The 19298-nt window shown below is 42.4% G+C and carries 20 protein-coding genes; 14 read left to right on the top strand and 6 right to left on the bottom strand.

All coding sequences use genetic code 11. The features are described 5' to 3' along the window. Nucleotides 1-198: 198 nt before the first annotated feature. Nucleotides 199-1047, bottom strand: a complete 849-nt coding sequence (locus ABWW58_RS11990) for an alpha/beta fold hydrolase (protein ID WP_353869364.1) — start codon at nucleotides 1045-1047, stop codon at nucleotides 199-201. A gap of 210 nt (nucleotides 1048-1257) precedes the next feature. Between ABWW58_RS11990 and ABWW58_RS11985 the strand changes: the two genes are divergently transcribed. Further along, entirely contained in the window at nucleotides 1258-2697 is a 1440-nt protein-coding gene (locus ABWW58_RS11985) for a M1 family metallopeptidase (RefSeq protein ID WP_353869363.1), read from the top strand. Between the two features lie 106 nt (nucleotides 2698-2803). Here the strand turns inward: ABWW58_RS11985 and ABWW58_RS11980 are convergent, their stop codons facing one another. The 3 genes from ABWW58_RS11980 to ABWW58_RS11970 form a co-directional block, all read right to left on the bottom strand. Beyond that, a complete protein-coding gene (locus tag ABWW58_RS11980) occupies nucleotides 2804-4234 on the bottom strand; it encodes a transposase (protein WP_353867738.1) in 1431 nt (476 codons plus the stop codon). Between the two features lie 427 nt (nucleotides 4235-4661). Then, nucleotides 4662-5354 (bottom strand): type II restriction enzyme NmeDI-related protein, encoded by a 693-nt coding sequence (locus ABWW58_RS11975; RefSeq protein WP_353869362.1) that lies wholly within the window; start codon nucleotides 5352-5354, stop codon nucleotides 4662-4664. 11 nt (nucleotides 5355-5365) lie between these two features. Beyond that, nucleotides 5366-5911, bottom strand: coding sequence for a hypothetical protein (locus ABWW58_RS11970; RefSeq protein ID WP_353869361.1), 546 nt, complete (start codon nucleotides 5909-5911; stop codon nucleotides 5366-5368). Between the two features lie 204 nt (nucleotides 5912-6115). Here ABWW58_RS11970 and ABWW58_RS11965 point away from each other — a divergent pair, with 204 nt between their 5' ends. The 8 genes from ABWW58_RS11965 (at nucleotide 6116) to ABWW58_RS11930 (ending at nucleotide 11635) form a co-directional block, all read left to right on the top strand. Then, a complete protein-coding gene (locus ABWW58_RS11965; protein ID WP_353869360.1) occupies nucleotides 6116-7219 on the top strand; it encodes a murein hydrolase activator EnvC family protein in 1104 nt (367 codons plus the stop codon). Between the two features lie 189 nt (nucleotides 7220-7408). Then, nucleotides 7409-7738, top strand: a complete 330-nt coding sequence (locus ABWW58_RS11960) for a PadR family transcriptional regulator (RefSeq protein ID WP_353869359.1) — start codon at nucleotides 7409-7411, stop codon at nucleotides 7736-7738. Continuing rightward, nucleotides 7735-8277, top strand: a complete 543-nt coding sequence (locus ABWW58_RS11955; protein ID WP_353869358.1) for a DUF2812 domain-containing protein — start codon at nucleotides 7735-7737, stop codon at nucleotides 8275-8277. The genes ABWW58_RS11960 and ABWW58_RS11955 overlap by 4 nt, the downstream gene beginning before the upstream one ends. Nucleotides 8278-8591: 314 nt before the next feature. Next, complete coding sequence (locus ABWW58_RS11950; protein ID WP_353869357.1) at nucleotides 8592-9053, top strand: MarR family winged helix-turn-helix transcriptional regulator; 462 nt, start codon at nucleotides 8592-8594, stop codon at nucleotides 9051-9053. After that, nucleotides 9053-10327, top strand: coding sequence for an MFS transporter (locus ABWW58_RS11945; RefSeq protein WP_353869356.1), 1275 nt, complete (start codon nucleotides 9053-9055; stop codon nucleotides 10325-10327). The genes ABWW58_RS11950 and ABWW58_RS11945 overlap by 1 nt, the downstream gene beginning before the upstream one ends. Before the next feature lie 268 nt (nucleotides 10328-10595). Continuing rightward, a complete protein-coding gene (locus ABWW58_RS11940) occupies nucleotides 10596-10826 on the top strand; it encodes a helix-turn-helix domain-containing protein (protein WP_353869355.1) in 231 nt (76 codons plus the stop codon). Between the two features lies 1 nt (nucleotide 10827). Further along, complete coding sequence (locus tag ABWW58_RS11935) at nucleotides 10828-11007, top strand: antitoxin VbhA family protein (protein WP_353869354.1); 180 nt, start codon at nucleotides 10828-10830, stop codon at nucleotides 11005-11007. Beyond that, nucleotides 11000-11635, top strand: coding sequence for a Fic/DOC family protein (locus ABWW58_RS11930; protein ID WP_353869353.1), 636 nt, complete (start codon nucleotides 11000-11002; stop codon nucleotides 11633-11635). The genes ABWW58_RS11935 and ABWW58_RS11930 overlap by 8 nt, the downstream gene beginning before the upstream one ends. A gap of 75 nt (nucleotides 11636-11710) precedes the next feature. Here the strand turns inward: ABWW58_RS11930 and queG are convergent, their stop codons facing one another. Continuing rightward, nucleotides 11711-12868, bottom strand: a complete 1158-nt coding sequence (gene queG / locus ABWW58_RS11925) for a tRNA epoxyqueuosine(34) reductase QueG (protein WP_353869352.1) — start codon at nucleotides 12866-12868, stop codon at nucleotides 11711-11713. Between the two features lie 329 nt (nucleotides 12869-13197). Here queG and ABWW58_RS11920 point away from each other — a divergent pair, with 329 nt between their 5' ends. Next, entirely contained in the window at nucleotides 13198-14313 is a 1116-nt protein-coding gene (locus ABWW58_RS11920) for a murein hydrolase activator EnvC family protein (protein WP_353869351.1), read from the top strand. A 150-nt stretch (nucleotides 14314-14463) separates the two neighbouring features. Beyond that, nucleotides 14464-14829 (top strand): iron chaperone, encoded by a 366-nt coding sequence (locus ABWW58_RS11915; protein ID WP_353869350.1) that lies wholly within the window; start codon nucleotides 14464-14466, stop codon nucleotides 14827-14829. 150 nt (nucleotides 14830-14979) lie between these two features. Here ABWW58_RS11915 and ABWW58_RS11910 read toward each other — a convergent pair whose 3' ends face one another. Continuing rightward, complete coding sequence (locus ABWW58_RS11910; protein ID WP_353869349.1) at nucleotides 14980-15966, bottom strand: choloylglycine hydrolase family protein; 987 nt, start codon at nucleotides 15964-15966, stop codon at nucleotides 14980-14982. A 128-nt stretch (nucleotides 15967-16094) separates the two neighbouring features. On the opposite strand from ABWW58_RS11910, the gene ABWW58_RS11905 reads away from it, so the two are divergent. From ABWW58_RS11905 to ABWW58_RS11895, 3 genes are all read left to right on the top strand, one after another. Next, complete coding sequence (locus ABWW58_RS11905; protein WP_353869348.1) at nucleotides 16095-17009, top strand: LysR family transcriptional regulator; 915 nt, start codon at nucleotides 16095-16097, stop codon at nucleotides 17007-17009. Nucleotides 17010-17250: 241 nt separating this feature from the next. Then, nucleotides 17251-17820 carry a TetR/AcrR family transcriptional regulator gene (locus ABWW58_RS11900; RefSeq protein WP_353869347.1) on the top strand — a complete coding sequence of 190 codons (570 nt, stop codon included), beginning with the start codon at nucleotides 17251-17253 and terminating at the stop codon, nucleotides 17818-17820. A gap of 121 nt (nucleotides 17821-17941) precedes the next feature. Further along, entirely contained in the window at nucleotides 17942-19222 is a 1281-nt protein-coding gene (locus tag ABWW58_RS11895) for an MFS transporter (RefSeq protein WP_353869346.1), read from the top strand. The last annotated feature ends 76 nt before the right edge of the window (nucleotides 19223-19298 follow it).

Here is a 19298-nt window from a genome sequence, read left to right as displayed (position 1 = left end):
AAACGGATTAGGCAAACATGGCTCCTTGGCTCAAGGCGCCAAGAAACGGTTTTTGTTTTAGATGTACAAGACTTAAGAATTGGGAAAACAAGCGAATAGAAGAACACAGACTTTCTTTATTTGGCGCGATAGAATTTTGTTCAAGTTCAGATTTTAGCCTCATTTTTCATATTACTAGGATTGTGGTTGACCAATCTGTTATTCAAGTGAACCTTCAGCACTTGTTTTTTCTATATCAGCCAAAAAGCGTTCTGTTTCCAAAACCAGTTGTTCTGGGCAGCACCAGTGCAAATAATGATTACCGTCAAGGCTGACAAGTCTTGATAAGCTGTTTTTACTTAAATAACCGGAGTGTTTAAACGCTTGTGTTCTTTCTTTTGTTGAGAAGAGGAGCGTAGGAAGGATGCCGGATATTTTCTTACCCTTTATTTCTTTAAGACTTTCCAACAATCGTTGGGTTGCATCGATTAAATTTGCGTTGAACACTTTTTCTTTTGATAGTTCCAAATCTCGTTTTGCATCTTCCGCATTTAAATATGGATTCTGCATTCCTGTTGGATCTACAGCGGACAGTTCTTTTTCTTTTTCTTCAGTAGATAGTTGATTAAATGCCTCGGCAGCTTGTAAAAAACCTGCATTTTCTTGAGGGTTTGCTTGAAGGACTTCATATGTAGTGGGTTCAATGCCAACAAATCCGATGATTTGCTCCGGGAAGTGAAGATAATAATCAAATCCATAGAAGCCACCAATACTATGCGTGAACAGAACAATCTTATGTAAATTAAATGTTTTTATAACATTATTTAATTCAGCGCGTATGTTCTCGATTGTTCGAGGGGCTGTTGTTATTTCACTTAAACCGTAGCCAAGATAGTCCAAAGTTAAGATCCCATACTTTTTAGGAAGACGGTCAATGACGGCTTTAAAATTATAATAGGCATTAGTCCCTCCGAAGCCCTCTAGAAAGACAAGTGTTGTGGCATTTTCCTTTGCTTCTCGATAATAGTAGCCCATTTTTCCATTATCAGTTTCAATCATGTGATTCATGTAGGATTCTCCTCATAGATTGTCTTTTTTTAGTTGAACATACAAGCGGCTCAATATGTGTTCATTATACGCTTCTTTTTGCACGATACTGATAATGCTAAAGTTTCTTAATACTTATTATTCATCATGATCTGACAAAATCGCTAAAGGACTATTGACTTTGAATCTTGAATGGTACATCTAACAGGTATATGCGAGAGGTGATCGGATTTGAGGATAAAGCTTATCGTGATCGGAGTAATTTTTACTGTGTTCATCGTGACTCTCTATATCTTTGAGAGTGGAAAGAAAATCCATTCACAGGCTGCCAATGAAATACAAAAGAACAATACGAAGAAGATGCAACAAGTCTTCGTGCCAAAAAGTGTTCCTGCGGGGAATCAAAGCGATTATACGATCCATCTTTCGATGAAAAAGGGGGGAACGTTTCATGTTAATGCACGTGTAGAAATCAAAAACACGTCCTCGGATTCATGGGATAAACTGGTGTTTTACTTCATTCCTAATATGTTTACAAAGAAAAATGATCCTTCTGCGGTGCAACCGGCAACCAACCGTTTCAATACAATAAAAGTCAATGGCCTATCGAATTCATACCGTTTGGCCAGAGATAAATTAAGTATTCCATTAAAAACGAAGCTGCGCACAGGTGAACAAACGACTGTATCCTTTTCATATGTATTCACCGTTCCTAAAGGCGGAAAACGATTCACACAGCGGGATGGGAACTTTTATCTAGCACAATTCTATCCGATGATTGCAACTTATCGAAATCACGCCTGGAATGCTGCACCCTATCAATTGATCAATAATGAAACGTACCATACTACGTTCAGTGATTTTAATGTGACTTACGATATCCCCCAAAAATATACACTGGTCTCATCGGGCGAAAAAGACATGTTCCCAAGTAAAAGCAAAGGCACTTTTTCTGTTAGAAAAATCAAAGAAGTCTTTATTGCCCTGCTAAAAGAACCCTATGTGACAACGGTTAAAGAAGACAACACAATAATTCGTATTTTCGGCTTTAATAAAGAGGAATGTGAGGAAATAAGAACGGAAGCGGCTTCGGCGTTTAAGTATTATGAGCACAAAATTGGACGTTATCCATTCGGGCAACTTGACATCGTTCTAGGTGGACTAGGAATGGAGTATCCGGGAATTGTTACAGCGGGTTATTTGCATGATTTCCTTTTAGATTTGGATTCACTAAAACGAGAAGTCGATCACGAAATTGCCCATCAATGGTTCTATGGGGTCGTCAGCAATGATCCGTACCATGATGGTTGGCTGGATGAAGGCATGGTCACTTTTGCGCAAGGGCTGTTGACTGTCTATCGATCAAAGAAAGTCATTGACTACACGTACATTGACAAAATGGTGAAAGAATATAACAAATATCCAGTGAATTTGCCGTTGGATCAATATCCTCCCACCCTAAGGAGTACCTATATTTATGGAAAAGCGAGTTCAGCGCTTTTTGAACTGTTTAAACATCGCGGAGGGCGGGAAGGAGCAGAGAAATTTTTAAATACGTATTACCATTATTATCAATATAAAGAAGTGGATTCAAAAGAATTCATGCGCTTTGTGAGGTACTATTTTAATGTAAGAGACAATTCCATTTTTAAGAATTGGTTAACTTACTAGAATGATGAGCTCGCACCAATTTTGAAGCGGATCACGAATGCGGATTAATGCTCTAGCAATAAAAATTAGTCCAGTAACCAACTGGGCAGTCAAAAGTTCTAGGCTCTTAAGAAATCATTAATTCGTCCTGTAACTCAGGTGTTTCCTGCTTTTCTCGAATTATTTGCGTTATGGCTAAATGCTGATTTCGGGCAAACCGTTGAAAAATCGTCTGACGTAAATGAGCCATAATGGTTGCTTCTGAAGCTGCTCCCTTGGATGGGGTTCGTAAAAAGCGAAAAAGATTCTTTTGTCTCTTCGTGTCATGACGCAACGCAATCATCTGAAGCAAGCCCATCGCGATGCAGTGGCACATCATGGATCCTTCAATCGCTTTGACCGTTTGAACAATCCGTTTTTGTGCGCGGTCTTCGGTTATGTGATCCAGCGGATCGGGTTCATCCGATTTGCGATAACGGTTCAGTTTGGGCATCGAACGGCTCCAAAAATGATAGGCAAAAGCACCGAGTGACTGTTTCATCGCTCGAAAAGTAGTTTCGGTGGTAAAACGCCAGGCATAAAGCCGGATGATGGCCTCCGGTTCTAAGGATTGATCCGTGCTGGCAAGAATCGAACGGCGTCCACCCATCACAACGAGCACAAAACGCAGTTCTTGATACAGTCCTTGCCCCCAAAGCAGATCAAGGCAGAGATAAGAGACCGTCTCTTTTTTCCCATAAAGAGACAGACGGGTCGTTTGAAACTGGTTCTCCTGCGTTTCAAACAGTGTGCTTACATGCACTTTGGTTCCTTTTTTCCGTGGACGTCCCCGTCCGCCCGTTTGAACGGGGTGTTCATAAGCCACGCAGGAGGTTTTTGCTTTCGTCACCAGATCCAGTTGCGTGCTTCCTTCCTGATTCCGTTGATTCAACCGACGAAGTGCAGGTACAGACAAGAAATAACGGTCAAGTAGAAACAACGCACGTCCCAGCACCCGAGCGGCTGAAAATCCTTGATCAATCATTTGCACCACGTGGGAGTCTTGATTTTCATCGCACGTTTCCCATTGACGAATCGTCTGGACACCATCATGAAGGCGAAGAAAAAGAGGTAGGCAGAACAACTTTCCAGCGTTTCCGATCAGGATGCCCACAGAACCCCAGAGATGTCCAAAGATGAAGGCGGACTTGGATACATCCTCGGACTCTTGAAACAATTTCTTCACAGCGGGCATGTAGCGGGCTTCTTTCGCCTGTTTGACGCCATCGCCAACGAGAACCACGGCGCCCGCTTCATGCTTGAGCGGCGCAAACTTGAGCACCACGCGCAGCCACTGTTGCCGTAGTTCGCTCAAAGACCATGCGGAAGAACGAAAGAAATGAATCATGGACTCATAACCCTTCGGGTTTAGGGACAAGTCACGAATCACCGAAGTGATTCCGAGACAGTCAGAACGTATCATCAAACCGATAATGATCACAACAAACCATTGAAACGTAGCGAATCTATGGAAACAAGAACGGAAGAACAGAAGTACAGAATCAATAAATTTTAACATGGCACTAGTCAATCGCGAAGGAACACGATAGAATAAGAACTACGATAACCCTTGGCGATTTTATCCTCTCTTTTGTCGTAGAAATAGAGGATACCATAAAATCCCATTTAAGGGTTATCCTTTTGTTTATTCACACAGAACTTTTCACTCTCCAGTAACCAAATAAACCAAAATAATCGAATAAATAGAGAAAACTGGATTAGGCATATGAGCTTTATGCCTATCTTTGTTTATTAATGTATATAATAAAAATGGCAGTTATCTGTGCGCTAACACGGATAACTGTCTGGGCTCTAGAAGCTGCTTTAAGAGCAGCGCATCACCATACAGCTTAATGATCAGATAGTCCGCCTTCTAGCCTGCCAGCTTGTGGGACGGATTATTTTTTGTTGCTCTTTGCGATGTAGCTGAGTAATGCCAGGAAAAGTCATACCGATCGTGCAATCGGGTCGAGAATGCTGATGTCCGTACCGAATTTGCACATGGCGTCACAGTCGCATTGCAAATCTGAGAATAAAAGATAAGACATGACGGATTTTAAGGATTGTTCTTTAGCGAATGATGGGCGCATTAACTGCGCTTTAATTTCTTTTTCACGCTTGTTAGGGGCGACTAGGAAGAGTCTGCATGCTTGGTCGACGGACAATGACAAATCATAGAGTCGGAGGATGCCGGAATAAATGGGGGTGCTCTTTTCCACTTCAAATCCGCTGACAATCTGATCATTCTGATTCAGCCAGAGTACATCAATCAGTGATACGGTATCAAAAACGCTTTTACTTAGGTCCGTGATCGGCAGGGCGGGAAGCGAGTATTCGCCGAGCTTTTTACCGTTATATTCGCGCTTATGGTCGTTTTGGGCGATCCACACGTGATAGCCCAGTGCGCGTCCCAATCGTGCTAAATGGTATTGCATTTCGCTGTGCGTATTTTCTTCGATCTGGTCATCAAGGACTTGACGATGCCTTTTTTTCAATCCTTTTAACCGCTTTTCATTTTCCGCAGCCAGAACTGCGTCAACATTTTCGGGCAGGATGAGCCGACCCGATCCAATTTCAAACAGCAAACCGGCAAAAGCGCCTAAGTCTTTCGACAAGCGTACCTTTTGATTTGTCGCCAAGATGTCCTCTCTCATTTCAAGATAAGCCATCCAGGAACCGAGTTTAAGCTTTTTATGAAATAATGTATTGAACCCGCGAACGATTGCCGTATTGAAAGGTGGAAAAAGGGTGGGGTGAAGAAAGTAAATAATATTGGCAACCGCAGGACCGAGGCTTTGATCTTTAATTGATCGAGCTTCACGATCTCGTCAAAAATCTGGTTTGCATGATTGGCGTGCAGACAAGCATTAAGAAACCTTCCAAAAGCCAGCTGGTTCTCCGGGTTCTCATAGATATCGGGAATGCGCAGTTTCGGCTTCCAAAAAAACGGATGTGCCGCGCCTTCGAACACTTGCTTCTGCTCGGAGATCGCCGAAACGACTGTTTCCAAGCTCGATCCCTTGAAATCGTTGCCAAAAGTGCGTGCTTCCATTTCACTAATGACCTTTCTAAGTCCCTTCTTGATTGTACGGAAGGCCTTGAGGCGGTCTTCATTATTCATAAACCATGTATGATAGACCGATTCTCGATCTTCAATGTATGCCCCGGTGAGCTTATCCAGTTCTTCATGCCCCAACGTATTTTCCCCCAATAGTAGCTATGATTCTATTATACCTAATACCGTCTATGAGAAGAACGTTATTATTTTGTCATTATATTGTTATCGAAATAGGTCTATTTATGTCACATTCAATTGCTATGATGAAGACATAAGATCCCGCTAAGGCGATTTGCCTGAAGCGATAAAAATAGAGAAAATACATAGAGGGGAAAGGGATCCATGCATCGTAATTACATACATACAGCATTAGCGCTGGGGCTGATGCTTCCTTTAATTATGGGCTACGGCGTCACAGAGGTACATGCCTCATCGGATCAGCAGCTCTTTGAGAATCAACACCAACAAGATGTGGTGATCAAACAACTTAAAGCTGCGGACCATCAAGTGAAAAAGATCAAGGCAGCGGTGGACACCAAACAAGATCAACTCGCTGAAAATCGTGAAAAGTCAAAATGGATGGGGGAAGAAATCCAACGGCTGAACAAGCAGATTGATAGCAGAGACAAATTATTGAAAAAGCGGTTGCGAACCATGTATCTCAATCAAGGTTCCACGAATTACCTTGATGTTCTGCTCGGTTCGGAGAGCTTCGGAAATTTCATTGATCGAGTGTTCGCTCTAAAAACAATCACCGAAAACGATCAAAATATGCTGAGCGATCAAAAGAAAGACAAGGCGGATCGGACCACGAATCGGCGGGCACTGATTGAAGAAAAAAATCAGCTTGAGAACGGTTTGGCAGAATTAAAGGATTTGAAAACCAAGCTTCTCGAAAAAGAAAAAGATCAACGCAGTCAATTGGCATTATTGAAAGAAGAGGCATCGAAAATAAAAGAAAAAGAAATGGATAAAGATGAAGAGAAAGAAGTTGCGGAAGCGCAAAAGCAGTCAATAAATATTGATAATGTTTCTGACAGCGATGTCGCATTTATAAAACCGGCTCAAGGCTATATCTCTTCCGGATTCGGCAATCGTTCCTTTGACAACAGCTTTCATCCGGGGATTGATATCGCCAATAGCGAGGGAACACCGGTACAAGCAGCTGCCGACGGCGTCGTTTTCAGAGCGTACCATTCGTCCAGCTATGGAAATACAGTCATGATTTCGCATAAATTCAATGGAAAATTATTTACGACCGTTTACGCACATTTAAGCAGTTATCAGGTTGCAACAGGCGCGCGCGTTGCTAAAGGCCAGACGATTGGCAAGATGGGCAATACGGGCGAATCGTTTGGCTCGCATCTGCACTTTGAACTGTATGAGGGACCTTGGAATCCGCCGCCGCATAACGGCGCTGTTGATCCGATGACGTTTATTCAGTGAAATGAGAATGCGCGCGCATTATCGCGTATATCAAGTGAACGAATAGGTATGTTCATAGCGATCTATGAACAAAAAGCATCTCCGCGGCAGCTTAGCCGTCTGAGGGTGCTTTTTTTGTACGGATAAAAGCGTTGACAAATATATCGTCAAACGATATAACGTATTTCGATATAGAAGGAGTGGTTTGACTTGCCGGAAAGCAACGAACGAGGCGCACTGACCGAGGCGGTTTTTTATATTTTGCTGTCACTCTATACCCCGCTACATGGATATGGCATCATGCAAAAGGTAAAGAGTATGAGTGCGGGGCGCGTGGAACTTGGAGCGGGGACACTTTACGGTGCGATCAATACACTTCAGCAGAAAGGGTGGATTGAGCCGTTCTCACCTGAAAAATTATCTAGAAAAAAGGAATATGTGATTACGAGCCGAGGCAAAGAAATGGTCCGGGAAGAATTAGATAGACTTAAGGAACTGCTTGCAAATGGAGAGCGAATCGCAGGGGGGCGCAAAAAATGAAGAAAGTCATCTATAAGTTTATTTGGAACTACGAAAAAGAAGAACAGTGGTTAAACGAAATGGCTGATCAAGGTTGGGGACTCTCTCGTTTTTGCGCGGGACGTTATACTTTTGAGTCCAGTGAACAAGGTAAATATCGTTACCGGATCGAATTATTGCAAAACGGTCCAAAAGACCCGAAAAGCAGATCCTACCTTCAATTTCTCAAGGATGCCGGCATTACGTGTATCGCAACGAGTTTTAACTGGGTGTATTTAAGAAAAATAGCGGCTGACGGACCGTTTAACATGTATTCAGATATTGACTCAAAAATTACGCACTACAAAAGAGTCAATCGTTTGTGGATGACCTTGATGGTTGCGGAATTGATTGTTGCCGTCTCTAATTTGTTGATTGGGTTTGATGTTCAACGGTTAAGCTGGGTTAATTTTTCTAGCTGCATCCTGCTCTTTATACTCTCCGGAATATTTGCATGCCTCTGCGTTGGTCTAACCCGAAAAATAAAACGATTGGAATCCGAACGCATTGTGCATGAGTAGGTGGGGTTTTAAAAATATTTTAAAATGGGATCCCCCCCATGTTGCTTATGAATGAGAAAGAAGCCAGGTGAGAAGAACGGATACTACTGAGATCATCAAGGGAATGAGCAATTCCCTGATCAGCAGGTGTCGCTGTTCTTCTCGCTTTTTTTGTGTCAATCCCCGTGGTGCCACCTCTAGGTGCAGCAGAACGACTATACGCGTCATCCGCATGAAAAAAGCTGCCATCATCGATCTCCCCTCAAACTTTTGAGTTGAACATTATTTCAATTAGATTTAAAATGTACATACATTTTTAAATCCGGGGTGATGAAATGACTATTAACCGACCCACATTTATGAATAATTGTATCTACTTTACTGCGAGTCATTTATTTCGTGAACTTGAGCGGCTAGCCAGTGAAACTTTTGCGCCAACCGGTATGGCGCCTGCTTACACATACATGATGTTAATGATCAGCACAAATAATGGACTGAGCATGACGGAGCTGGCAGACGCATTCGATTATGAGCAGTCAACCCTTTCGCGAATGGTGCAAAAGCTTGTGTCACGTGGCTGGATTGAAAAGAAGCGCCATGGCCATCAAACGCACTTATATCTCTCGACAAGCGCCGCGGATATTTTACCTGTGATGGAAAGTGCACTGAATCATTTTCGTGAGCTAAGTGATGAGATGATGGGTGGACGTGCAGAAAAGCTGCAAGCTTCCCATGCAATGCTGACAGCTACCGAGCGAGCACGGACACAGCTCATCATTGAGAAACGAGGCTGTTAATGATGATTAAAGAACATCGCTCTTGGTATGGCACCATTTTGCTTATTGGTTTTTTGGTCTTACTGGTATCTTCCGGAGTCAGAGCTTTTCCGTCTACACTCGTTTTGCCATGGCAACAGGATTTTGGTTGGAGTCGTGGTGGGATTTCTGCGGTCATTGCTACAGGAACGCTATTGTTTGGTCTTATTGGACCATTTTCTGCTGCCTTTCTTCAGCGTTATGGTGCACGACGAGTGGGCAGTGCGGCATTGCTTATTCTTGCACTGGTAACCTTTGCTTTACCTTTTATGAAGACGATCTGGCAAGCCGAAATCTTAGTGGGATTGATATCGGGAACAATGACAGGAGCGGTGGCAGATGTTTACGGCATCTATATCGCAAACAACTGGTTCATGAAAAATCGCGGATTTGTGTTGGGAATCTTTACTGCCAGCTCATCAGTGGGTCAATTAATTGTATTGCCTATTCTTGCGGGAATGATCGACACGCAAGGGTGGCGTCAAACGGCATTAGCGGTAGCTGCTTTTATTGTTGTTGTCTTATTCATGATCTTTTGGTTGATGCGTGACTACCCGTACCAGGTCGGACTGTCACCATTTGGCAGTCGTGTTCAGGTGGCGCCTGTTTATCCAAAGATAAGTGTCCAAGCTGTCTTATTGCAACCCTTGCAAGCGTTGCACAATGCGGCTAAAAGTAAAGTCTTTTGGTTATTAGCAATCCCCTTTTTTGTTTGCGGGGCTTCGACATCCGGCTTAATTGGTGTCCATTTTATCGCAGCCGGTCATGATTACGGGATGTCAGAAGTGAATGTAGCCAACATAATGGCATTAATGGGTATATTTGATATTATCGGTTCGCTGACCGCTGGACTCTTAACGGAAAAATTTGATTCACGCTACATTCTCATGACCATGTATGGGTTAAGAGGGCTTGATTTATTTCTATTACCCATTGCGTTCACTCAAGGGGGGACTTTACTCATTGCTTATGCCATTCTATTTGGTTTTAGTTGGAATGCAACCGTGTCGCCGACCATTAAATTAATTGCGGACAATTTTGGTATTAAAGAATCCGGAATGCTTTTTGGCTGGGTCTTTGTCCTCCACCAAATTGGGGGTGCTTTAATGGCTTATACCAGTGGTGCGATGCATGACATGGCGCATACTTATGTGATGGCTTTTGGTATGGCTGGCATCATATGTCTGGTCGCAGCCATGATGGTTTTCATTGTACCCAAGCCTGTTAAGCGATTTTCATCTTTCAGTACACGTTAAAGTGCATGAATTGTTACTGATGATCGCTGAAAGTCAAGGCTAAGTAAACCTGCGAAGTCTAAAGAATTCGTCCTGTAGTTAAACGGACATCGAGGTGTGGGAAAGGAACTGAATGCAAATTGCCAAATAGCAATTGAAGCGTATAATAATATATAAATAAGATAGACTGGTGATAGGCATGGAGGCTTGTCTGACTCATGATTAGCGCGATCGCTTATGATCGATGCCTACTTACAATCGCCAATGATTAAAAAGGACGAACGTTTTAGTGAATAAAATTAGCGAAGCACGCGTAAAGATACGACCAAGACTAAGAGATCTGTTAAATGATCAAGAAATGACGCAAAAAGAACTGTCCCTTCTTACAGGAATTGCGCCAAGTATTCTCTCCAGATTTGATGATCAAAAAAGTCATAAAGATGAGCACTTGTTTTTAATTGCCGAAGCATTGGGACGAACGGTTGAGGAACTTTTCAAAATTGAGAAGGGGGCATCCTAATATGAGTTCAACGATTAGATCAAGCAAGCTATCTCAAGCCATGAGTGCAGCAAAACACTCGTTAGCATTAGAAGGACTGCATGTTACTCAAAAAGAAGAAGCGGATACACGCCGAGTTATTGAGGGAACCATGAGTATGGATGATCTTATCCAGAAGGTTAAAGAAGAGGCACATGCATAATCATCAATCCAGGTATTGTTATCCAGGTACGGATGTACTTATTAACAAACTGGATATACGTGATCAAGAAAAATTGGAACAGGCAGAACGACGACTTACTCACGTTCGTCTGACTCAATTACAACTCAATCCGATTAATGGACAGTGGGATCTATCCCATCTTCAGCACATCCATAATTATCTTTTTCAAGATATTTATCCTTTTTGTGGAGAAATTCGCAATGAAAGTATTTCGAAAGGAACGTTTACTTTCTGTGTTCCTCAATATATTGATCAACAAGGAAGCGTTTTATTTAAAAAGCTTAGGGACGATCACTTTTTAAAGGGATTAGTCAAAGAAGTAATGTGTAAAAAACTAGCTTTTTACTTTACGGAGATCAATATTTTGCACCCATTTAGAGAAGGAAATGGCCGTACTGAACGTGAATTTCTAAGAACACTCGCCTATAAAAACGGGTACACCCTTGATTGGAACAGGATTGATCGAGAAGAATTAATGCAAGCAAGTGTCGAATCAACCGTTCATGACGAGGCATTAATTCCAGTGATGAGAAAAATGATCGTCGAAAATAATCCAAGCCTTAAATTAATGGATGACTGGCTAACGATAAAAAAGTCCAATCGTTAACAAGTTGTATCCTTCAGATGAATGACCGTATGATTAATGCCTCTATAATGTTATCCGCCTGTTTGTTAGCGGTGGTTATCCTTTCTCGCTGTCCAGTCTTTCTTTCATCCACTGGTAAACCTTTTCATCTTTTTCTCTTGCAAGCAACCTTTCGAGTGATTGAACGACTTGCGCGCGCATGTCGGGGTCAAATCGATCCCACATTTTCTGAAGCGCCCAAGTGACCGTGCGGCGGATCACGGGACGCGGGTCTTCATCGAGCAGACGAAGCAGTTCCGGCGCGGCACTCACATCTTTATAATTGCCGAGCGCGACAATCGCATTGCGCTGAATGGGCTTCTTTCCCCGCCAGGATCCTGACAGTTCGCCGAATGTCTCTTTGAAATCGCGATTAGACAGTGAGAGCAGCGGTATGAGCAGCGGACGGGCAAGTTCAGGATCCGCTTCCATCTCCTCATGAAAATGACTATCTACATCCCGATTGTATGGGCAGACTTGCTGACAGGTATCGCAGCCGTAAATTCGGTTGCCGATTGCTTTTTTGTAGGGTTCCGGCAGTTCCTGTTTGGTCTGTGTAAGATAGGCGATGCATTTCTGACTGTTGAGTTGTCCACCTTGAACCAGTGCACCGGTCGGACAATGATCGATACAAATTGTGCAGTCACCGCACAGGTCAGTGGTTGGCTTGTCTGGAGGAAAGGGAATATTGGTCAGCATTTCGCCGAGATAAACATACGATCCGAATTCCTCCGTAATCAGGTTGGTACTTTTTCCTGCCCAGCCGATGCCGGCACGTTCAGCAACTGCACGGTCTGACAGTTCTCCGGTGTCGACCATACTTTTGTATCGAGCACCAGGGATGGTGTCAACCAGAAAGTCACCAAGCTTTTCCAACGCTTTGCGAAGAATCATATGGTAGTCCTGTCCCCATGAAACTCGGGCAAAAGCACCGCGACGCTGGCCCTTCGTGTTTGCCAGGCGCTCGGCCATTTTTTTCGGGTATGCCATGGCGATCGAGACAATTGACTGCGCGCCGTCCATGAGCAGAGTCGGTTCAGTCCTCTTTTCGATATCCTTCTCCTCGAATCCGGACTGATAACCGAGTTCCCGCTGCTGGTAGAGCCGAGCCTTGAGTTCGGTGAACGGATCGGCCGTCGTGAAGCCGATCTTGTCCACACCTATTTCCTTGCTATATGTGATCAGCTGTTCTTTCAGCCTTTGAAAATCCGTCATTTCTTATAAATCCTTTCATTTCCTATTGCGAAACATCGAGAGACTTGTCCCGATTGCTGTTCTGCCCCCATGATAGCGTGATTGGCAAATGCACGCAAATTAATGGGTGAAAATGCTAGCGAGCGATCATTTTGTAAGGATGGATGATTTTTAATCCATCCTTTTTTCTGTACCCTTTACTCGATGTTCTCTTTCATTTGTCATTATATTGTTATCGAATCATGTCTTGTTGTGTCACATTATGTTGTTATGATGTGACTATAAATCATGCTAAGGGTATTCGCCTGAAGCGATATAAATAGAGCAGAATACTAGAGGGGAAAGGGATCATGAATCGAAAATACATACACACAGTAGCGTTAGGACTGGTGCTTTCCTTAGTCATGGGCTATGGCATCCCCGAAGCACATGCAGCACAAGGTCAGCAGCCTTCTGAGAATCAGCGACAACAGGATGCGGTGATTAGCCAGCTTAAGGCTTCGGATCATCAAGTGAAGAAGATTAAGGCAGCGGTGGATGCCAAACAAGACAAACTCGTCGAAAGCCGTGAAAAATCGAAATGGATGAAAGAAGAAATCAATCGGTTGGACAAGCAGATCGACAGCAGAGATAAGTTATTGAAAAAGCGGATTCGAACGATGTACGTCAATGAAGGATCTGTGAACTATCTTGATGTTCTGCTTGGTTCAGAGAGTTTTGGTAATTTCATAGATCGAGTATTTGCTTTAAAAACAATCTCGGAAAACGATCAAAACATGTTGAACGATCAAAAGAAAGACAAGGTGGACCGGGCAGCAAACCAACAGGCGCTTATTGACGAACAAAGTCAGTTGAAGAATCGTTTGGCAGAATTAAAGAATCTGGAAACTGAGCTTCTTGAAAAAGAAAAAGATCAACGCAGTCAATTGGCGTTATTGAAAGAAGAAGCATCGAAAATAAAAGAAAAAGAAATGGAAAAAGATGAAGAAAAAGAAATTGCTGAGGATCAAACACGTGCGCTAAACAGGCAATCAACCGAGTTTGAAAATCTGTCTGACAGTAAAGCAGATTTCATAAAACCGGCCCAAGGCTATATCTCTTCCGGATTCGGTAAACGTTCCTTTGATAACGGTTTTCATCCGGGGATTGATATCGCCAATAGCGAGGGGACACCGGTAAAAGCCGCTGCTGACGGTGTTGTTTTTCGAGCGTATCATTCATCTAGTTACGGAAACACGGTCATGATTTCACACAAAATCCATGGAAAATTATTTACGACCGTTTACGCGCACTTAAACAGTTATCATGTCACAACAGGAGAACGGGTGATTAAGGGACAGGATATTGGCGGAATGGGGAATACAGGCGAATCGTTTGGCTCACATCTGCACTTCGAACTGTATGAAGGCCAATGGAATCCGCCACCGCATAACGGCGCTGTCGATCCGATGACGTTTATTCAGTAGAAGGATTTGGAAGAAACGAGAGGGATTTTTTCATTCCTCTCGTTTTTCATTATTCAAAGGAAAGAGTCGCAGAATCATTGATCTAAACAACTTATGGGTTTGAGGATCTTTTCTGAAGGGTATAATTTAGTTTTTAGGAGGGGGAACAACATGAACGTTTTCGCAGATTATTTATCGCATATTGATAACCCGCAGCACCGAGCCCGCACGGAAGAAGTGTTGACGTGGGTAACAAAGAAATTCCCCAACTTAGTGCCGGTAATAAAGTGGAATCAGCCGATGTTCACCGATCACGGAACCTTTATTATTGGCTTCAGTACATCCAAAAAACATTTGGCTGTCTCCCCCGAACTTGCGGGGATTGAGCATTTTTCTGCTGACATTGTACAGGCCGGTTACGATCATACCAAGATGTTAATTCGCTTCCCGTGGGATCGCCCGGTTGATTATGGATTGCTTGAGAAGATGATTGCATTTAATATCGCAGACAAAAAAGAGTGTACGACCTTTTGGTGAAAGTAACAAAATTGAATGGTCTTGTATAATCACTAAAAAAAGATCCCTTTTCTGCACTATATAGGTTTTTAGGCCATATTACTGAAAAAGGGATGAGTGGAAGATGCTCTTGATAAATAAACGTATTTTTTGATTGGTTGACAGTCGGTTTTAGTTCTCGTCATGAATGAACGGAACGCGGTGAAAGGGATAAATGTTCACTTCATCGGAATTCAGATTCTCATTAAATAAATGAACTGCTGAAATTTGCTGACAATCATACCCTTGATAATAGCAGGTGCCTGATTCGAGGCACATGGCCGAAGTGTAGAGGGTATAATCCTCCGCGTCTTCAGGGCTGACAACTGCCCCTTTAGGAAGAGAACAGTTTGATAATACATGAAACAGACCGGTAATTCCATTTGATTCATTGTCGATACCTGTAAGGTTCTGTTTTAAGAAAGCTGCTCGAACAAATCGGGATGGCGGCGTAAAGTCGCCCGGCAGTCCGAATGAACCTGATCCCTGGCTAAAGGCGCTTAATTTTAAATCAGCCCACTGAGCAGGATCAAACTGGTGCGATTGAAGTCCGATGTATTGTCTTAAATTTTGCAGATGCCAGTCAAATTCAGGGCTGTTTGTCATTACGCCAACCGGATTGTCATAGATTTGAACACCCTTGCCGGTCGGTTCGATGACGATGCATGATCCGGATTTATCCGATAAAATCCAATGCAGCGGAGGTGTAACACCCAATTCAGGCAGAGGAACATTTAAAAAGGTAACATTAGCCATGGCTTCTTTAACCGCTTGGACCGAATCAAATTGTGTCAGACACCAAAGCACAAAATCCTGAGGCGGAAGATTTGTTTTGTTTCTTACTGCTTCATTGCCATAGGACGCAAAGCCGGGTAAATAGAGTGTGGCACAGGATAAACCCGACTCATTCAATCCATCGGCTAGTGTGACTTTGCCTTGCTGATGGCTCCCCATACCGACGACTCCCTGCTTTGCTGTAATCGTCTCTTTCGTTGTATTGACCCATTTATAGCGGCGAGGAGTCACGATGACACTTTGGTTTAAATCCATCGTGAAATCCATAGTTCTACCAAATAAATGATTACCGTCTTTCGTTTGCAGCGTCAGACTCGTACACATGTGTTAACCGCTCCTTTGAGTTAGAATCTGTTCTCTTACTTAACAGTTTACATGGCCTTATTTGTTAAGTAAAATTAATATTAATTAATTTTTGATTAAGTAAAAGTTAATGAATAGGTGGTAATAGAGTGAATTTTGAACAATTGAAGATTCTAACCGTACTGGCTCAAGAGCGACAGTTCTCCAAAGCGGCGAACCGATTGCATATGACGACTTCAGCTGTCAGCCAGGCGGTAACCAAACTTGAAGCTGAGCTGGGAATGACACTGTTCCAACGCTCACGGAAGAATTCTTCTCCGACAACAGACGGTCAGTATATTATCAGAATCGCGCATATTATTCTCGAAAAGAAACAGGAGATTTATGACTATACTTTGGATCGGCACCAACTTTCCAAATTAAAAATAGAAATAGGCGCTATTCCGGGGATCATTGATCATTTGGTTCGCGCGCTTGAACTGCTTCAAAATGAATTTCCTCTAATAGAGATTGAAATAATTGAAATGAATACACAAGAGCTAATTAAGACACTGAGAGAAGGCAAACTTGATTTTGCCTTGCTCGGTTTTTCGGACTCGCTACCGAACTATCATCTGCCCTTTGGCCTGATAAAGCTGACTGACGGAGATTACTTTTTTGCCGTGAATCAGCAGTCACCGTTAGCAAAATATAAACAGTTAACCTATGCGCAGGTTGTTCACTATCCTTTTGCTCTTTATCGGGATAATTTTTTATTAAATTACGTGAGTCATATTGAAAAGAACACACATCAATCAGTTCGGGTATTATTCAAAACGAATAATATGAATGCCATTATCAAGTCGGTAAGTCAGAATATGACGATCACATTTGGGCCATATTATTCTCTATTTGACAGCTTTTATGATGGTTTGCAGCAGCACGTTAAAATAATTCCGATTGAGAAGGATTCTGAGGTGCTGCCCACCTATTTATGGTTTCTTTGTTCGAGAGATCCATCATTGGCATCTCTAAGCCAGACATTACTCACGCTAGTTAAACAGGAACTTCGGATTTTTCAATAAAATCCAAACTTCTTTCGATTAATAGTAAAATCAAACAATTTTCTTGCACTTTATATTCTGAATAGCTTGACAAGTGAAACAAACAAAAGCATAATGACTCTAATAACAAGGAAACTAAAAATACTAAATTAGTTTCCTTGTTATTATCTACGCTAAAATGAAAATCTGAGTGAATTATGTTCAGTTTAATGCGTGTCTTAGTACGCCATAAGCACATAAAAAGATAAAAAGTGAGGTAACTATGAAAAAAAATATTGTAGATGTAGCGGCACAACTTATCGCTAAACATGGCTTGAAGAAATTTACCGTGGACGAAATTGCTTCAGAACTTAAGATAAGCAAGAAAACGATTTATCAGCATTTTCAGAGTAAAAATGAAATTATTCATGCGTATTTTGCGGCTTACATTGAAAGTGACAAGAAGAGTACGGAAGAAGCACTTACCATGAATCACTCCATTTCTCAAAAAATTCATAATATTGTTTATACCAGTCATCAGTATCGGCTTCCTATCGCAGTATTAGAAGAAGCAAAACACTTTTATCCTGATGAATGGGCATCCATTGAAGAATTAAGGCAATTCAAATTGGATGCTACACAAACATTATTGAATCAAGGCATTAACACAGGGATATTCAAACCTGACCTAAATCTGGCAATATTATCAAAGCTGATTGAAAAAACCAGCACGATGTTTATGGATTATGAATTTCTACTAGAGAATCGCTTGAAACCAAGAGAGGCTATTGATGAGGCGCTAAATATGATTTTCGATGGAGTAATAAGGAATGAGCATCGCCTACAAAAATGAGTCGACCTGATCATTATCGTTACTAAGCCGCTAAAGTGGGATTTGTAAGGATGATTTTTAATAGATGATCCACCGATAGACACCACTTAATTACGAAATTCAAATTATTGGGGGTAGGAAAATGCATTCAAAGAAACTTTTTCCCGGCTGGCTGATCGTTGTCGGGGGATTCCTAATCATGGCCACTTGTTATGCGATTTTCGTCAACTGCTTTAATCTTTTTTTGGTACCTATCACAAAAGATCTTGGCATTACAAGAGCGCAGTTCAATGCCAACTCAAGCATTGCCGCAGTCGTAGGTGTGCTTGCCTCATTACTGGTAGGAAAACTTGTGGACAAACACAGCGCGCGTTCTATCGGTTTCTTCTGTGTTTTAATCACAGTCATTGCGATGATCTGTTGGGCATTTGTCACACAGCTTTGGCAGATGTATTTACTTTCTCTGGTGATCGGATTCAGCGTTGTGTCGGGGACGCGTTTATTGATTTCAATTCTTGTTGCCAACTGGTTTGATCAAAAACGTGGACTTGCCATTTCCATTGCGCTTAGTGGAAGTGGGGTCGGCGGCGCAGTCATGAGTCAAATTATATCCGTTATGATTGCCACGCATGGTTGGCGTCCAACATTTCTAATTTTAGCGGTGATCACACTTTTGTGCAGTATGCCGCTTACAGCGACGATATTCAGAAACAAGCCTTCAGATATCGGTTTAAAGCCGTATGGAGCAGATGGTAAGGAAGAGAAGGACATCGATCAAAAAAGAACGAATCAAGTTGTTACGGGTATTGATCAGAGAATGGCGGTTCGCAGTGTCGCATTTTGGATGCTGATGATTGGTTTCCTTTTAATGGGGTTGATCAACGGAGGAGTCATCATCAATATGTCAGCAAACTTTATTGATGCTGGTCATACGACAGCGTTTGCAACCAATATTGTTTCCATGCAGATGCTTGTTCTAATCATTGCGAAAATAGTTCTTGGTGCTTTGTATGATCGCTTTGGAATTCGTACCGCAACAATGGTTGGCAGCATAACCACAATTCTCGCAACTGTCTCATTGCTATTTGGCCATACGATGGTGGCGCCGTATCTGTTTGCTCTCTTCTTCGGGTTTGGCACATGTCTGGGCACGGTCGCACCGCCTTTGATGGTAGTTAATGAATTTGGAAAAAAGAGTCTTGGCACCTTGGTCGGCTACGTCACAGCGATTGAAATGCTGGGTGTGGCCATTGGTGCGCTCATTCTTGGCGCAATCTACGACGCTACCGGTGCTTATACTCTCGGTTGGATGATCCTGTCTGTGATTGGCATGTTTATGACGGCGGCATTAGTTCTTTCAATTGGAATGTCAAAAAAATTGATCACCGGATTACAAACAATAAGCGACTCACTGGAACAGTAAGGAACATCTACGATTACTCAGCATGAGCAACGCAATGAGATCATGGAGGCATAATAAAATGAAAGAACGCACTATA

It is taken from the genome of Sporolactobacillus caesalpiniae (assembly GCF_040513385.1).
Taxonomy (GTDB): Bacteria; Bacillota; Bacilli; order Bacillales; family Sporolactobacillaceae; genus Sporolactobacillus.
This window is presented reverse-complemented; position numbering and strand designations above follow the sequence as displayed.